At 47.4% G+C, this 15,295-nt stretch carries 16 protein-coding genes; 5 read left to right on the plus strand and 11 right to left on the minus strand.

What is annotated here, in order from left to right:
- Window positions 1-732 precede the first annotated feature (732 nt).
- Window positions 733-1,068: a 30S ribosomal protein S6 gene (rpsF, locus tag QUA33_RS12750; RefSeq protein WP_015176119.1), complete on the minus strand. Its 336-nt coding sequence runs from the start codon at window positions 1,066-1,068 to the stop codon at window positions 733-735.
- Between the two features lie 15 nt (window positions 1,069-1,083).
- Between rpsF and QUA33_RS12755 the strand changes: the two genes are divergently transcribed.
- Both QUA33_RS12755 and QUA33_RS12760 read left to right on the plus strand, forming a co-directional pair.
- On the plus strand, window positions 1,084-2,001 hold the full coding sequence (locus QUA33_RS12755; RefSeq protein ID WP_333148903.1) for a carbohydrate ABC transporter permease: 918 nt from the start codon (window positions 1,084-1,086) through the stop codon (window positions 1,999-2,001).
- Window positions 2,002-2,088: 87 nt separating this feature from the next.
- Entirely contained in the window at window positions 2,089-2,244 is a 156-nt protein-coding gene (locus tag QUA33_RS12760; RefSeq protein WP_333148904.1) for a hypothetical protein, read from the plus strand.
- A gap of 129 nt (window positions 2,245-2,373) precedes the next feature.
- Here QUA33_RS12760 and QUA33_RS12765 read toward each other — a convergent pair whose 3' ends face one another.
- From QUA33_RS12765 to QUA33_RS12790, 6 genes are all read right to left on the minus strand, one after another.
- The gene (locus QUA33_RS12765) at window positions 2,374-4,929 is read right to left on the minus strand and encodes an HDIG domain-containing metalloprotein (protein ID WP_333148905.1); all 2,556 of its coding nucleotides are present in this window, start codon (window positions 4,927-4,929) and stop codon (window positions 2,374-2,376) included.
- A gap of 418 nt (window positions 4,930-5,347) precedes the next feature.
- A complete protein-coding gene (locus QUA33_RS12770; protein WP_333148906.1) occupies window positions 5,348-6,496 on the minus strand; it encodes an ADP-ribosylglycohydrolase family protein in 1,149 nt (382 codons plus the stop codon).
- Between the two features lie 167 nt (window positions 6,497-6,663).
- Entirely contained in the window at window positions 6,664-7,104 is a 441-nt protein-coding gene (aroQ, locus tag QUA33_RS12775) for a type II 3-dehydroquinate dehydratase (RefSeq protein ID WP_138920973.1), read from the minus strand.
- A 98-nt stretch (window positions 7,105-7,202) separates the two neighbouring features.
- Window positions 7,203-7,340: a hypothetical protein gene (locus QUA33_RS12780; protein ID WP_006631912.1), complete on the minus strand. Its 138-nt coding sequence runs from the start codon at window positions 7,338-7,340 to the stop codon at window positions 7,203-7,205.
- Window positions 7,341-7,639: 299 nt separating this feature from the next.
- Window positions 7,640-8,896 (minus strand): competence/damage-inducible protein A, encoded by a 1,257-nt coding sequence (locus tag QUA33_RS12785; protein ID WP_333148907.1) that lies wholly within the window; start codon window positions 8,894-8,896, stop codon window positions 7,640-7,642.
- Window positions 8,897-9,062: 166 nt separating this feature from the next.
- On the minus strand, window positions 9,063-10,118 hold the full coding sequence (locus QUA33_RS12790) for an MraY family glycosyltransferase (protein ID WP_333148908.1): 1,056 nt from the start codon (window positions 10,116-10,118) through the stop codon (window positions 9,063-9,065).
- Window positions 10,119-10,246: 128 nt separating this feature from the next.
- On the opposite strand from QUA33_RS12790, the gene QUA33_RS12795 reads away from it, so the two are divergent.
- Complete coding sequence (locus tag QUA33_RS12795; RefSeq protein WP_333148909.1) at window positions 10,247-10,435, plus strand: hypothetical protein; 189 nt, start codon at window positions 10,247-10,249, stop codon at window positions 10,433-10,435.
- A gap of 138 nt (window positions 10,436-10,573) precedes the next feature.
- Here QUA33_RS12795 and glyA read toward each other — a convergent pair whose 3' ends face one another.
- Window positions 10,574-11,857 (minus strand): serine hydroxymethyltransferase, encoded by a 1,284-nt coding sequence (glyA, locus tag QUA33_RS12800; RefSeq protein WP_333148910.1) that lies wholly within the window; start codon window positions 11,855-11,857, stop codon window positions 10,574-10,576.
- 168 nt (window positions 11,858-12,025) lie between these two features.
- Between glyA and QUA33_RS12805 the strand changes: the two genes are divergently transcribed.
- Window positions 12,026-12,223: a hypothetical protein gene (locus QUA33_RS12805; protein ID WP_006631916.1), complete on the plus strand. Its 198-nt coding sequence runs from the start codon at window positions 12,026-12,028 to the stop codon at window positions 12,221-12,223.
- Window positions 12,224-12,365: 142 nt separating this feature from the next.
- Window positions 12,366-12,839 carry a Tic20 family protein gene (locus QUA33_RS12810; RefSeq protein ID WP_333068559.1) on the plus strand — a complete coding sequence of 158 codons (474 nt, stop codon included), beginning with the start codon at window positions 12,366-12,368 and terminating at the stop codon, window positions 12,837-12,839.
- A gap of 154 nt (window positions 12,840-12,993) precedes the next feature.
- On the opposite strand, the gene QUA33_RS12815 is transcribed toward QUA33_RS12810, so the two are convergent.
- The 3 genes from QUA33_RS12815 to QUA33_RS12825 form a co-directional block, all read right to left on the minus strand.
- Window positions 12,994-13,770, minus strand: coding sequence for a fumarylacetoacetate hydrolase family protein (locus QUA33_RS12815; protein ID WP_333148911.1), 777 nt, complete (start codon window positions 13,768-13,770; stop codon window positions 12,994-12,996).
- Between the two features lie 102 nt (window positions 13,771-13,872).
- Complete coding sequence (locus QUA33_RS12820; protein WP_333148912.1) at window positions 13,873-14,472, minus strand: 5-formyltetrahydrofolate cyclo-ligase; 600 nt, start codon at window positions 14,470-14,472, stop codon at window positions 13,873-13,875.
- A gap of 96 nt (window positions 14,473-14,568) precedes the next feature.
- Window positions 14,569-15,213 carry a hypothetical protein gene (locus QUA33_RS12825; protein WP_333148913.1) on the minus strand — a complete coding sequence of 215 codons (645 nt, stop codon included), beginning with the start codon at window positions 15,211-15,213 and terminating at the stop codon, window positions 14,569-14,571.
- Window positions 15,214-15,295: the final 82 nt, after the last annotated feature.

A 15,295-nucleotide genomic window follows, 5' to 3' on the forward strand; every position in this document is an offset into this window, starting at 1 on the left:
AATTAAAATTGTCACAAAACTTTACAATTGGGCTATGGGGCGAGAATCTCGATCGAGGTTGCGGGGAGTGCGATCGGGCTTGGGCTAGTAGATTCAGGCCCAACCCCAAGCAGCAGTTGGCAAAATTTGACAATATTTATCTTCTAAGTGCCACATTTTAGTGGCTACCTAATTGCCAAGCGCAAAAATAACTTTATAGTTTGGTTCAGAGTTATAGATGCAGAATTTTGCCTCTCAAGAAAGTCGAATTTGCCTTAGTTAACAGTAAATTTAATAAGTAGCGAATCACAATTAGATTTACAATGATTAAGCAGCTATGCTCAAGCATACTCAAGTTTTTTGTAGTCAACTAGATAATAGAGTTGAGCCCAAGTGAACCGCCCTCGCCATCCTAAAAAAGCGAGCTTTTTTTGTTAATAAAAATAGATTAAGTCCCAGCAGCCTCCCCACAAAAAAGAGCGATCGTCCTCCCCTAGAAAAACAATCGCCCACTCACCTATAATTTCAATTAACCTCAAGTCCCGCCCTTAAGAAACGATGCTGTACCCACAATTACAGAGCTCCCCCTAGCCTCTTTTTCAGGAGGATGCCAGGAGGAGCCAAAGGCTCTGACGTTAGTTTTTCAAGTTGTGGGTACAGGGTAGCCCTTAAGAAATGCGTGCCGGGGAATAAGCGGCCCTAATCGTCAAACAGTAGACTGGTACTACATAAGACGTTAAGTTGACACGAATGCTACTCGGCGACTTCAGCTTCAGCTTCCGCTTCAGGTGCATCTGGCACATCCTGCTTGATCGTCAAATAGCGAATCACTTCTTCGCTCAGACGCATCGCGCGCTCCAGGGTAAAAATTGCAGCGCCCGGAGCTGTATAGTTCATTTGAACGTATACTCCGTCCCGGTGCTTGCCGATTTCGTAAGCCAAACGGCGCTTGCCGCGGTGCTGAGTTTCGATGTTTTCAGCACCTTGATCGCGCAAAATAGTTTGATATTTAGCGATCGCCTGGTCTGTCATTTCTTCACCCAAATCAGGGCGCAGAATGTACATAGTTTCGTAAATAAACGGTTTCATGGCAATAATCCCCTTATGGACAACAAGGCTTCTCACGAAGCAAGGACTTATTATCATATCCCAACAATGAACAATCTCAAAACTAAAAAACCAAATTCCCCAAACCACACTCCCTCGCGGTGGAACACCCTGTGGACGTACAGCATCATGAGCGCGATCGCACTTTTAATGCTGTTTCCCTTGCTGTGGCTGCTCAGTACCTCCCTCAAATCCCCCAACGAAAACATCTTTCAATTTCCCCCGCAACTGTGGCCACAACAGCCCACCCTCGAAAACTTCATCAAAGTTTGGCAAACCAACCCCTTCGGCCGCTACCTGTTCAACAGCACCCTAATTGCCGGCCTCACAGTTAGCATCAACGTCCTCTTTTGCGCCCTCGCCGCTTACCCCTTAGCCAGACTCAAATTTCGCGGCCGCGAAGCCATCTTAATCACAATCATTTCCACAATCATGATTCCCTTCCAAATAGTCATGATTCCCCTATACATATTGACAGTACAACTCGGACTAAAAAATAGTTATTTAGGCGTAATCTTTCCCGGACTAGCCTCAGCCTTCGGCATATTTTTATTACGACAAGCATTTCTAGCAGTTCCCAAAGAATTAGAAGAAGCCGCTCGCATCGACGGCTGCAGCGAATTAGGAATTTGGTGGCACGTCATGATTCCGGCAATTAAGCCAGCTTTAGTCACTCTAGGAATTTTCGTATTTATCGGTTCTTGGAGCGACTTTCTGTGGCCACTGCTAGTTTTAGACAGGCCGGAATATTACACTTTACCTTTAGGGGTAGCCAATTTAGCCGGGACATTTTCTTTAGATTGGCGTTTAGTTGCGGCGGGTTCTATTATTTCTATTGTTCCAGTTTTGGGAGTATTTTTGCTATTGCAAAAATATATTGTACCAACAGAAACTGCGGCGGGAGTCAAAGGATAGAATCAACACAAAAAATCTGCGTTTATCCGCGTTCATCTGCGGTTAAAAATTAAAATCTTTTGAATTCACAAATAACCAAATTTATTTGTGATGGACGAACGGCCAGAAATCCGCTGGATTGTTGACGACCGCGCTGGGGTTGTAGATATCATCGCTTTTGCAAATGCGATCGATGCCGAAGACTGGCAAAAATTGCGATCGCACTTAGCTGCCGAAAGAGAGATCGACTCTTCGGAATTTTGAGGAATCAAACAAACTGTGGTAATTGTCAGCCACAATCCTGAAGTGCATGGCGCTTTACCGGGCAAATCGCAATGAAATCTGATTCACAACTGAAATGCGAACTGATTTTTCATAAGTAAAAATTTCCTCCTATCTGGGAGTGAAAACTGCACTGGGGTAAGCAATGCGCTTGTGATTGAACTGTTCCCAAACCCGCACAAAAATCTCGGCAATTAGAGACATATCCTCCCGCGTTAAATCCGAATCAATCAACTGATTATCCTGCCAGCGAGCCCTCAAAATCCGATTAACCATATTCAAAGCCTCTTCATGAGTAGCATCCTTGAGCGATCGCAAAGCAGCCTCGCAAGAATCCGCCAGCATCAGAATCCCCGTTTCCCGCGACTGCGGAATCGGCCCGTCGTAGCGAAAATCCTCCTCCCTCACTTCCCGACTTGCGATCGTTAACTTTGAATTATCCGCATCTGGCAAAGCCCTCTTTAAATCTTCTATTTCTTTTGCAGCAATTTGCTGCGCTTGGTGGTAGAAATAAGCAATTAACATTGTACCTTGGTGCTCGGGAATAAACGCCTGAATCGCCTTCGGCAATCGATGCTTCCGCGCCATCACCAAGCCCTCGGTAACGTGCTTTTTAATAATCTCCGCGCTCGCCCAAGGGTCATTTATTTCATCGTGTTTGTTGGTCCCGCCCATTTGATTTTCACAAAATCCGAGGGGGTCGTGCATTTTTCCAATATCGTGGTATAATGTGCCAGTTCTGACCAACTCAACATTGCAGCCGAGCTCCCGGGCAGCAGCCTCCGCCAAACTCGCCACAAACAGCGTGTGCTGAAAAGTGCCCGGAGCCTCGGCAGCCAACTTCTTCAACAGCGGGCGGTTGGGATTGGCAAGTTCTGCCAGTCGGATCGGCGTAATCAAGTCAAAAACGTGTTCCAAATAAGGGCTGATACCGATCGCCACAACGCTCCAAGCCAAACCGGCTAAACTTTGCGCGCCCACCGTACCGAGCACGACGTACCAAATCGCACCGGCAGCCGCGCTGGCAATCAAAGTCCCCACCAGATAAACCGTACCCTGAGTCAAGCCGACAGCCAAGCCCAAAAGAGCCAATTCCTCGCGCGATCGCAGCCGCCCGGCCATAAAAGCGCCCAGCAAACCGCCCGCCCCGCTAGCAACCAAATGAATCAACTCCACATTTAAGCCAATGGGCAGCAGCGCCGACAGCAGCCCCACCACAGTCACTCCCACCGCCGAACCGTAGAAGCCGCCCGCTAAAATCCCGATCGCGGGCAAACTCGTCCAAGGCAGGCCCAAACTAACCAGCACCGGCGCGCTCAAAGTCAGCAGCAGCAATAGCAAATGATCTCTGCGGCGCAAGCGGTAGTGCCTTTCCACCAGCAGTACGATCGCTATTGCCCCCGCCACTAAACAAACAAAGCCTGTCAGCCCCAGCCAATTCACCCCCCGCCGACTTAAACCAAAATAGTCCAGCAACAGGAAATCTTGCTGCGAGATCTCTTGTCCTTGTGCAACAATTATCTCGCCCTGATCTACTGCGATCGTCACCGGTTTCACCTTTTGCGCTGCTAATTCAGCTAGCTGTTTGGTTTCCTCGCGATCTCTCACCAGATTTGGCTGCAAAATCGCTGTTAAACCCTCCACCGCCAAAGATTGAGACTCTAACGGCACTTCATCAGCCACTTGCAGCTTCACAGCTTCTTTCAAAATGTCTTTTGGCAAGCCCTGCGGGATACCTTGAGCCACCATCCTTTTTGCCGCCCGACTCATGCCGGTTTGGGTTTTCTGCCAAGCTGCATCCGACAAATCAAACAACGAAGTATCGTAAATCTGTGGGAACTCTGAAACCGAAGGTTTTCCCAGCGCCTCGACAGCATTGAGATAGCGCCGACGAGCAGAGGAAATACTGTCTGTCAGGCGTTGAAAGTCTTGTTCCCGGGCCGATCGGCTATAAGCTTGCAGTTGAGCGATAGCATCTTGCCGAGATTTGTTCTCCGTCTGCCCAGCAACTGCAGGGGAACTCAAACTCAATCGCTCGGAACTAGCACTTTTGTCCCCAGCTTGCGCCAAAATCGATCGCCACTCCCACTCGGGACAGCCCCGCAAGTAAACCTGAGCAGCATTTGAGAGCACTGAGGGACTCGCAAACGGAAACAGGCCTACCGCCTCCCGCAGCTCGCTTCCCTTCTGCAAAAATTGTTGCAATTCTTGATAAATTTGTCGATCGACCGCAGGATCTAGCATTAATATCGCTACAGCCCCGATCCGCGCTGCTTTCCGCTGTTCTTCAGTAGTTTTGTAATCCGCGACATTAGCAGTATCAGGAGCCTTAATCGTCTGAGGAGCTTTCGTTCCCACATCAAGTTTCGGCTGGTTGTAGAAGCGATGGCCCAGAGTGCTACTTAGAGAAACTACCGCGACCAGCGCCAACATAGGGGAACGAGCTTGATTTTTGAGGGTTGATTTGGAGGTTTTACTTGTAAATCTAGTAGTAAAAGTCTCCGGAAGAATCCATTTCGGGCGCGACAAACGGCTCAGGAGAGGCCCGCTAGCGCGATCGGTATCTGCTTTGCTACAGCCATTTTGCACTTTAGCAATGTGTTGGCGCAGTGAGCGCGCAGCCCCTAGCTGCTCAATCTGCCGCATCAATGAGGAGATCGTATTCATTTGTGTCGAAGATATATCACTGTTATCCAGCAGCTTTGTCAGAATCTCTGACTATGCATCTTGATTGATTTTATCCGAACTACCCTGGCTCAAGAGTTCAAACCTTCAGGCTGCTTTGCGTGACTATCGCCAGCATTTGGCTTTCCTGACGGTGACCAACAACGCAAGCAGGTTCTTTGCTTCCCTTGTCTATTTTGAACAGAACTCGCGCGTGATAGATAAAAAACTTGTTTCTCCGTAGATTCTTCGTTCCCAACCCCATATTCTCGTTTAAACATGGCTTGTTGGGGTAGGCGCGTCCGATTTAATTTTTCACTTTTTAATTTTTAATGGTCGCTCTCCTTCCACTTTCGCTTTTGACTTGTTAATGACTAATTGCTAATTTCTGGTTTCCCCTTAGCGTTAAAAGCTCCAAACTTTATATTTTACGAGGTCTAATGACATAAGGTGCAGCAACCGAGCGGGCTAGCGCTGCGGAATCCAGTGCGGCATCGGGTCTGTAAACTCCGGCCCAAACAGCAAACAGGTTATCTGCTAACTCTAAAATTTTTGCATCGCTGCCAGTTCCCCAAAGCGAAGTTTCTCGGCCGTCGGCTAGCTGCTGGGATTTAACCTCAGCCAGAGATACCTGCCGCCATTCTACAGGAATACCACCAACACCGTTATAGGATCCAGACAAAGCTCCCGTCAAAGCGCAGGTTATTTGTCCAGCTATGCCACAGCGGGCAGCACGCACCACTGACAAGCGCAAGTCTTCTGGAGTGCTCAAAAAGCAGTAGAAAGCTAAGGCAATGGGAATCAAATTTCCTGGGTTGACAATGGACTCGGTTTGTAATTTTTTTTCACCTTCGCCCTGTATTTCTCGCAAAGCTGTGGCGCTTTTGCACAGATGAGTGGCGGCTGTTTCTAAATCGGCTCCTTTTTCTAGTAGTATTTGCACTTGCAGCAGCAGCTCTGTTAAGGCGTTATCTGTTTTCAGGTAAGCAAGTGTTTGCTCGATGGCTGTCGCGGGGTCAAGTCTTTCTTTAAGAGATCGGGCGATCGTATATGCTACTGCTAAAATTGCTGTTTCCCATTCTGGCTGGTTTTCGCTGTGCCAAACCTCTATCGCCAGCATGATTTTTTCTCGCAGCTTGGCTTTATTTTCGTGAAAAAACATCGCCGATGGCAGCACAGCAATGGCAGCTTCACCAGGTTTAAGCAGGATTTGAAACTCACTCTTGGGGGGATGGTTGATTTCTGACTTGGCAAATGTTTCCCAAGTATCGCGCCAATCTTTTAAATCTAAACCGCTACACCGAATTAAACTTTGAGTGCACGCTACCGCAAGTCTCCCGGATGCAGATGAGTCTTTGCCAGTTGGGATTTTACTGTTGACAGAATTCAACGCCAATTTTGCGCCACTTACGGTCAATTGTTGGTTTTTCGTCAGTTGTAAAATCGGCTGCAAGTCTTCTGTTTGAGGGGGAATACCCACGAGTTGCCTCTGGTATTGCAGGCCTATAAAGTCTCCTAAAACTGCCCCCAGGATGGTTCCTTGAAACTTGCTCAACAGGGAATGCCGCATTTGAATTTAACTCAATTTGTTAGTAATTGGTAATTGGTAATTTAGAATTTTTTCTAGTGTACTTCTTTGCCTAACTCTTGTGATTAATTTGAATTCAGCCCAAACATATAAGGGCTGGTTTTCCATCTAAAACCTGCCCTCATCCGATCGCTACAATCGGTAAATTTTTAATTTTTAATCAGGTAACTCACTAGAGCTTGCAGCCCCAGCCGATAACTTTCTGAGCCAAAACCGCTGATTTGCCCGATCGCCACCGCTGCGATAAACGAGTGGTGGCGAAAAGCTTCCCGTCGGTAAATATTGCTCAGATGAACTTCTACCGCAGGGATATTCACCGCGGCGATCGCGTCTCTAATTGCCACACTCGTATGAGTATAAGCTCCAGCATTAATCAATAAGCCTTGGTGCTGCCCTAACATCGAGTGAATTGCATCCACCAAAACCCCTTCATGATTCGACTGCTGAATTGAGACTTGCACCTGGAGGGCTTGCGCTTCTCGTTCTAGCAACTTGTTGATATCATTTAAAGTCGCAGAACCATAAACTCCAGGTTCTCGCTGACCCAATAGATTCAGATTAGGGCCGTGAAGTACCAGGATATTTAACAATTTTAAAATTTCCAGCGCGACAAAAACGATGAGAGTTTTGACATGGGATTTAGAACCAGTCTGCCACCTCAAACCTCAAACTTCTAATTCAGTCCTGACTACCTGCGATTCCTCGGTTGGTTGACAGGAATACGAATCGGTTCGAGTTCCGGTTCAGGTTCGGGACTCAGCAGCCCTTCTATCAGCTTGCGAACCCATTCTTTAATTTGTTCCAGCACCTTTTCAATGTCTTCCATTGAACGGATAGCTCCTTTTTTTATAGTCTAGATTGCTAAACCGACGGCTAAATATCTGAAAATAAGCAAGCACGACTTTGAAACCAAAGGTCAAACTTGCTTTCTCGCTTGCTGGTTATTTTGAGCAATGGAGAGAGTCAGTATATTGGCCAACCAGTCCTATCTTATTATCATAACGAATCTTTACAGATAATCAAGAGGCCAGCGGAATATTGGCGAACTATCTCGGAGTAGAGAGTGTTAAATAAAGCTTAAGTTTACGGTTGACTGTTGACAATTGACCAATCGTGGGATTTTTTCTACGCTTTTGCTAACAATAATTGACGCCGGAGCCGATCGAGCGCCGTACAGCTACTCAGATTCCGAATCCAATCGCGGCTTCTGGCATCGCCAAAACGGTATTCAAAACTTTCTGCGTTCCCGTGGGGCCCCGCTAAACCAACATAAACCAGTCCGACAGGTTTAGCATCTGTGCCGCCTCCGGGCCCGGCGATGCCTGTAATGCTCAATCCCCAATTGCTGTTGAGGCGATCGCGAACTCCCGCAGCCATTTGTTTTGCCACTTGGTGGCTGACTGCCCCAAATTCGTCTAAATCTTGGGGATTAACACCTAATAATCCTTCCTTAACTTGATTGTCGTAAGAAATAATCCCGCCTAAAAAGTAGCTCGAACTGCCGGGAACACCAGTCAGCATCGCCCCCAATCCACCTCCCGTGCAGGATTCAGCCACGCTAAGAGTTTGACCCGCATCCAGCAACAATTGACCCACAGTAGAAGCGAGGGTATCGCTATCAGCACCGTAACAGTCCTCGCCGGCAATGTGCCGCAATTGTTGTTCGATCGGCTCAATCAAGTTTTTCGCAGCCCCGGACGACTCCGCGCGGGCCGAAATCCGCAGTTTGACTTCGCCGTGATTGGCGTAGGGAGCCACAGTAGGATTAGTTAAATTCAGAAAACTATCTACTTTTTCCGCCAATTCCGACTCAGCAATGCCCCAAAATTTCAATATGCGGCTGTAAATAGTGGCGCTGCACCAGCCGCCATTTTTTAGGTAAGGAACGGCGGTTTCTTGCCACATCAAGTGCATTTCCGCCGGTACGCCGGGAAATGTCATTACTGTCACGTTAGAAACTGGCTGCCAAATAATCCCCGGTGCAGAACCGCAGCGGTTTGGCAGAATGTCCGCACTTTCTGGAATTAAAGCTTGTTTGCGGTTGCTGGGACTCATGCTGCGTCCCCGCTGGGCAAATTTGTATTCGATATCTGCGATAATTTCCGGCTTTTCTATTAAGGGAACCCCAAAAAAATCGGCGATCGTTTCGACTGTGAGGTCGTCTGGTGTGGGGCCCAGGCCTCCGGTGAAGAGCAAAAGCTGCGATCGACTGACGGCGATTTCTAACACTTGTTTGATACGTTCTGGATTGTCCCCCACCACTGTTTGATAGTAGTGAGGGATTCCCAGACTGGCTAATTCTTTGGCTAAAAACTGGGCATTGCTATTAAGAATATCGCCTAACAGCAATTCAGTGCCAACACAAATAATTTCAGCAACCATTCAATTTTAGATTTTAGATTTTGGATTTTAGATTTGGTAATTGGGCATTGGTAATTGGGAATTGGGCATCGGGCATCGGGCATTGGGCATTGGGCATTGGTAGTAAATGACTACTGACTACTGACTACTAACTACTAACTAATGACTAATGACTAATGACTAATGACTATCGAGCGTGTCTCCAAACTTTCCAACTAGCATATCCCAGCAAACTTGTTGCACCCATAGCGTAAATTACGCCGCTGGGAAGCGAAAAAGCTAGGGCTAAACTTCCCACCCACAGTGTCAGTGAGTAAATAAATAAAACCGCAAATCGATGGGATAGTCCGGCTTCTAGAAGTCGGTGGTGGAGGTGGCGCTTGTCAGCAATAAACGGTGACTTGCCGTTGCGAAGCCGATCGAGAATCACCGCGGACATATCTAAAATCGGTACAGCTAAAATTAAATAGGGCAGCAACACAGAAGTAACAGCCGTAGTTTTAACTAACCCAATTACTCCCACTCCAGCGAGAGTAAACCCGATAAAATAAGCCCCGCCATCTCCCATAAAGATTTGAGCCGGATTGAAGTTGTAGCGCAGAAATCCCAAGGCCCCGCCAGCTAAAGCCGCTGCAATCAGGGCCGCTGCCGGTTGGTGCATCGACAGACTGACAATCAGCATTACAACTGCTGCAATCCCTGAAACTCCGGCAGCTAAACCGTCCAAACCGTCAATCCAGTTGATGGCATTCGCCATGCCGACGAGCCAAATCACGGTAATTGGCAAGCTCAGCCAGCCAATATTAGTCAGCCCCAGGGAGGGAACTGTGAGAAACTCAATTTGTACGCCTGCCATCCAAACGATGCTGGATACGCCAATTTGCATGAGCAAGCGTTTTAAGGCCGAGAGCGAAAATAGGTCGTCTGCTAAACCGATGAGGAAGAATCCGATGCCGCCGAGGGTGACTCCCCAAATTTCGTATTCGTCTTTGGGATTGAGAACTTGTCCGTTAGCATCGATAAAGCCTCCTGAGAGCCAGACAAATAAGAGGGCAGTGATAGTGCCGAGAAAGATGGAAACTCCTCCTAAGCGCACCATAGGGCGCTTGTGGACTTTTCGCTCGCCTGGCCGATCGACTCGCCCGCTTTTGAGACCAATTTTTTTGACTATTGGCGTACTCCAGAGGACGACGATCGCAGAAACCAGGAAAGCGAGTATGTGGTACAGATACTGGTACGGCATCTGAAATCAATTTTAAATAGTGCGGGGCAATTAGGCTGTCAGGCAGAGTCTACTACATTTCAGATGGCTTATAACAAGGAAACATCTTGAAGAGCGACTGGGGGTTTGGGAGTCGGAGATTTGCCGCAATGGCAGTTGCCCTGGGGCGAATTGCCAGGTTTTTCATTCATAACTCTCGAATTAACGATTTGAAATATCGACTCTTTCGCGAGCAAAAAAGTCGATATTTGGCGAGCGGGCCCAGCCCTAGCGGTATCTTTCGCAACCGACAAATACCGTTAGTCAAACCAGCCCCGCCCGACAAATATCTGTACTAAAAACCGTATTGGCGATCGATATTTTTGGTGAAAACCAGTTGTCAATATCGCTACCGGCAACTCTCAATCTTTTCCTGCTCTTTTACCCTTTTACCCGTACACTTCCAACTACCAATTTCCCATTGCCGATCAGGAAAATTAAGCTAAGGCCGGCACTTTCAAGTACAAGTGGGGATATAAGGGGAAGCGATCGCACAGTGCTGCTACTCGACGCAGGCAGTCGGCTGCGACGCTTTCATCATCTGGATTTAGCAGGCGATCGGCAATAATATTGCCAATCTCGGTAAATTCTGCTGTTCCCATTCCCCTGGTGGTCATCGCCGGCGAACCGAGTCTCAAACCGCTGGTGACAAATGGCGATGCCGGATCGAAAGGAACGGTATTTTTATTAGCAGTAATATTCACACCGCTGACTAATTGGTCCGCTAGCTTGCCTGTCATGTTTACCGATCGCAAATCAACTAGCATTAAGTGATTGTCCGTGCCGCCGGAAACGAGTTTTAAACCCCGCTGCTGCAACCGTTCCGCTAAAGCGCGCGCATTTTCAATTACTTGACCCGAATAAGTTTTAAATTCAGGCTTTAAGGCTTCGCCGAAAGCTACTGCTTTGCCCGCAATGACGTGTTCTAAGGGGCCACCTTGAGTGCCGGGGAAAACTGCTTTGTCAAATTTTTTACCTAATTCCGGGTCATTAGTCATAATCAAGCCACCGCGGGGACCGCGCAGGGTTTTGTGAGTGGTGGTGGTGACTGCGTGACAGTGGGGGAGGGGGTTGGGGTGGTGTCCTGTGGCGACTAACCCGGCGATGTGGGCGATGTCGGCGAGCAGGTAGGCTCCAATTTCGTCGGCGATCGCTCTAAACTTCTCAAAGTCGATAATTCGCGAATATGCTGAATAGCCACAAATTAGCAATTTCGGTCGGTTTTCTTTGGCACTGGCCAAAATTTCGTCATAGTCGAGCTGTTCTGTTTCTTGGCTGACGCCGTAGTGAAAAGCTTTGAACCATTTACCGGATACGTTGACCGGGGAACCGTGGGTCAAGTGTCCGCCGTGGGACAAATCCATGCCCATAATTCCGTCTCCGGGTTCCAGCAAGCTCAAAAACACTGCAAAGTTGGCTTGAGCGCCGGAGTGGGGCTGGACGTTGGCGTGAGCGGCTCCAAATAGCTGTTTGGCGCGATCGATCGCAATTTGCTCGATGCCGTCAATAAATTCGCAGCCGCCGTAGTACCGTTTCGCTGGCAGTCCTTCGGCGTATTTATTGGTCAGCACTGAGCCTTGAGCGGCCATTACCGCTGCGGAGGTAAAGTTTTCGCTGGCGATGAGTTCTAGGTGGTCTCGCTGCCGCTGGAGCTCTTGCCCGATTAAATCGGCAATTAGCGGATCGGTTTTGGAAAGGAATTCTAAGTTAGTGTCCGTCACAATAATCAACCTCTTGACAGTTTTGGGATTGGGAATTGGGGATCTTATACCGTACTACGGATTTCGCACCATTGACATAAATATTACGTTGTGTTCAGGTTAAGCGGTTTGTCCCCAACTCCTGACATACAATGAAATTACTGGTGTGAAACCTGCCGGAGGTATCAAATGTTAGTCATTTTAATGGAAAATCAGATGCTTGCCCCTCAGTGTGTTTGCCAAAGTTGTTTGCTGGCAGATCGCACTGGCCAACCGCGCTGGAGCGGTGGAGAGCTTCGCTGCGGACATCCAGTTGCTAAACCTACGGAAAATTTGCCCGATCGGTACGAGTGTCAAATGGGCTTTGTCATTGCCAATATTAAATAAGAAAGCCTGCCGTTGGTAGTTGAGGCTGCTCCCTGCTGAGTGAAAAGCAAGTTCCGGCAGAGTCGAAACACAAACCCTGCTGCTGCGTTATCCTGAGTTTAATGGAATTCATAGTTAATCGATCGACTCAGGAGAGTTCATTATGACTTGGCGCGGATCTACAACTGTTCCAGACCGGATTTTTGCTTCTTTGCCTTATTTGCTCCCGTTGGTTGACGGGCTTGCCTTTGGCAGGTTTCTGTTTCAACAGTTTCCTGTCCTGCAACTGTTGTTGATACCGCTAGCTCCATTGATGCAAATTTATAGTTTGCCCTTTGCTAGCTTGATTATCTTCTTTGCCCTGTATTTAGGAGTAGTTAGAAACGAAAACATCAGTCACTTCATTCGTTTTAATGCGATGCAGGCAATTCTTTTAGACATTGTTTTGATGCTGTGCGGTCTGGTTTTGCCGATTTTTTCTAACGGCGTCCAAGTCGCATTTATTGCGGAAACTCTCTATAACATGGTGTTTTTGGGCGCTTTTGCTGCATTTGTCTATGCAGTCGTGCAGTCGCTTTTGGGACGCTATGCAGAGATTCCTCCGCTTTCGGATGCTGTTTATATGCAGGTTCGTTAGTTAGTAGTTATTGGTTATTTGTTAGTTGTGACTTGTCAGTAGTTATTGGTTATTTGTTAGTTGTGACTTGTCAGCAGTTAAGTTCTTAGTTGTTGGTTATAACAATCAATAACCAATAACCAATAACCAATAACCAATAACCAATAACCAATAACTAATAACCAATAACTACTGTATTTTCAAGACTGCCGATGCCTTCTATTTCAATTCTGACTCGATCGCCTATTTGTAGCGGCCCTACTCCTTGTGGCGTTCCAGTCAGTATCACATCGCCGGGAATTAGGGTCATTACTTGACTGATGTAGGAGACGAGAAAGTCTGGCGAAAATACCATGCGATCGATCTGGGATGACTGTACCGGTCGCTCGCTCTCATTGACAAAAGTCTGCAATTGTGCAGCAGGACTCAGTTCGCGGACAATCCAAGGCCCCAAGGGACAAAATGTATCGAAACCTTTGGCCCTCGCCCACTGGTTGTCCCGCTTTTGCAAATCTCTGGCTGTTACGTCGTTGGCGATCGTATATCCCCAAATTTTGCTGTGTGCTTGTTCGGGAGTGCAGTTAGTACAATGTTCGCCAATTACCAGGGCCAATTCTCCCTCGTAGTCTACCCTTTCCGACTGCTGCGGATAGCGAATCGCTGCACCTGCAGGGATGACAGCACTCGGAGGCTTGAAAAACAGCAGGGGTTCTTCCGGTACAGGGGTTCCCATCTCGGCGGCGTGATCGACATAATTTTTGCCTACGGCTACAATTTTTGAGGGAGAGCACGGGGCGAGAATTTGGTAAGTATCTGGTGCAAGTTCCAAATCGGTTGGTTGTCCTTTTAACCAGGGCGGTGCATCAAATACTTGAACACTGTGGCTGAGTTGCAGTAAACCGTAATGGATGTGTCCTTGTGTTGTTTTAACTCGAACGTAGCGCTGGGCCATACTATTTTAGATTTTAGGTTTTAGATTCTAGGTTCACAAAGACTTGTGCAAGTCCTAAATAGAATATATATAAACATGGATCTAGGGATAATTTCTGAAAATTTATTGCTCGATCGACCTTCTTGATTTTTGCTGTACGATTGTCAAATCGCTTTCCGTGCAAATTCCGTGTAGCGGTTTGTCCCACGAGTCAACTGGTAGCTGGGCGACCAAGGCAAATTCAAAGATAATGCCGATCGTAACTTTTGATTCCCACTCAGCTAAACTGAGCATTCGATCGTAATAGCCACCGCCGTAGCCCAAGCGATAGCCACGAACATCGCAGCCTACTGAGGGTACGAGCATTAAATCTACTTCTGAGTGGTCTATTTTAGGAGCATCCGGCAGTGGTTCAAGTATGCCATAAGCTCCAGTATGTAAAGCATCTCCGGGCTGCCAGATGTGCCAGGATAGCTCTTTGCCGACACAGCGGGGAAATCCCCATTTGCGGGGAGTTACAAATAGGGGACTTAAATCTGGTTCTTGGCGACAACTGAAGTAGGCGAGGATTGTTTTTGCTTGGGTGAATAGGGGCGAGTTTTGCAGGTGATTGCAGAGGCGATCGCTCTTTTGTCTCCATTCTTGTGCTGATAGGGATTTGCGGGTGTTGAGGAGGGATTTTCTTAATTCTGTTTTAGTTAATGAAGGTTGAGGAGTATTCATATTTCATATTAAATCATCGCTGCGGGTAGGGACACGGCATTGCCGTGTCCTCAAAATGGGGGAAACGGCATTGCCGTGTCCGTACAGATATCGTGGCTAATTAACTGGATTTGATATTAAATATTGTCTCACCACAGGACAAACGCTAAATAGCGTTTCATTCTCCTCTTCTTCTATTTCAACCAGCGATCGCCTTCCCAAAGATTGCAGCCCGTTGAATAACTCCGAGGGCGACAACTCCGCATCTTTTAGCAATTGCTCTATTGAAACTGAATTCACTTCGCGACTGAGCTGGGAGATGAGGTTTTTCTCTAATTCTGACAAACGATTTATCTGCGGGTGCAAGTTTGCCGCCAATTCTTCCCCTAAGAATAGCATATCATATTTCAAAAATTCTGCAACCCTACCTCGAAATATTTCTTGAATGGTGGTGGCGACTATTTTCAACCACAATGGATTGCCTCGGTAGGCGTTAATTAGGTTTTCCCATTTTTCGGGATTGAGTAAACTTTTTTGTCGGAAAATTTCGGTAGCGTCTGTACCTATACCTTTGAGTTGTAAGCTGCGAACGGGTGAATTTTCACCTTTTAAGGCGGTAATTTCTCTGGGTGGTTCCCAACTGTTGAGGATTAAGCAACTGTTGTGGGTTGTTTCTCCGATTTGTCTGAATAGGATGCTGTAATTTTCGCACTCGGGGCGGTAATTTCCTGCTAATTGTCCGCTGCCCAGAATGGTTTGCACGTCGTCTAGGGCGTCAGTTCAGTATTCGGACTTGACAAAACTAAAGGTCTATGATAAGTGAATTGAGAAGCCGGTTAAATTC

Origin of the sequence: Microcoleus sp. Pol14D4 (assembly GCF_036701245.1) — a bacterium.
Lineage (GTDB): Bacteria > Cyanobacteriota > Cyanobacteriia > Cyanobacteriales > Microcoleaceae > Microcoleus.

What these genes read in the sequence shown, in the direction of transcription:
- rpsF (WP_015176119.1), bottom strand. Translation starts at nt 1,068, where the DNA reads ATGAAACCGTTTATTTACGAAACTATGTACATTCTGCGCCCTGATTTG.
- QUA33_RS12755 (WP_333148903.1), top strand. Translation starts at nt 1,084, where the DNA reads ATGGACAACAAGGCTTCTCACGAAGCAAGGACTTATTATCATATCCCA.
- QUA33_RS12765 (WP_333148905.1), bottom strand. Translation starts at nt 4,929, where the DNA reads ATGAATACGATCTCCTCATTGATGCGGCAGATTGAGCAGCTAGGGGCT.
- QUA33_RS12770 (WP_333148906.1), bottom strand. Translation starts at nt 6,496, where the DNA reads ATGCGGCATTCCCTGTTGAGCAAGTTTCAAGGAACCATCCTGGGGGCA.
- QUA33_RS12780 (WP_006631912.1), bottom strand. Translation starts at nt 7,340, where the DNA reads ATGGAAGACATTGAAAAGGTGCTGGAACAAATTAAAGAATGGGTTCGC.
- QUA33_RS12785 (WP_333148907.1), bottom strand. Translation starts at nt 8,896, where the DNA reads ATGGTTGCTGAAATTATTTGTGTTGGCACTGAATTGCTGTTAGGCGAT.
- QUA33_RS12790 (WP_333148908.1), bottom strand. Translation starts at nt 10,118, where the DNA reads ATGCCGTACCAGTATCTGTACCACATACTCGCTTTCCTGGTTTCTGCG.
- QUA33_RS12795 (WP_333148909.1), top strand. Translation starts at nt 10,247, where the DNA reads ATGGCAGTTGCCCTGGGGCGAATTGCCAGGTTTTTCATTCATAACTCT.
- QUA33_RS12805 (WP_006631916.1), top strand. Translation starts at nt 12,026, where the DNA reads ATGTTAGTCATTTTAATGGAAAATCAGATGCTTGCCCCTCAGTGTGTT.
- QUA33_RS12810 (WP_333068559.1), top strand. Translation starts at nt 12,366, where the DNA reads ATGACTTGGCGCGGATCTACAACTGTTCCAGACCGGATTTTTGCTTCT.
- QUA33_RS12815 (WP_333148911.1), bottom strand. Translation starts at nt 13,770, where the DNA reads ATGGCCCAGCGCTACGTTCGAGTTAAAACAACACAAGGACACATCCAT.
- QUA33_RS12820 (WP_333148912.1), bottom strand. Translation starts at nt 14,472, where the DNA reads ATGAATACTCCTCAACCTTCATTAACTAAAACAGAATTAAGAAAATCC.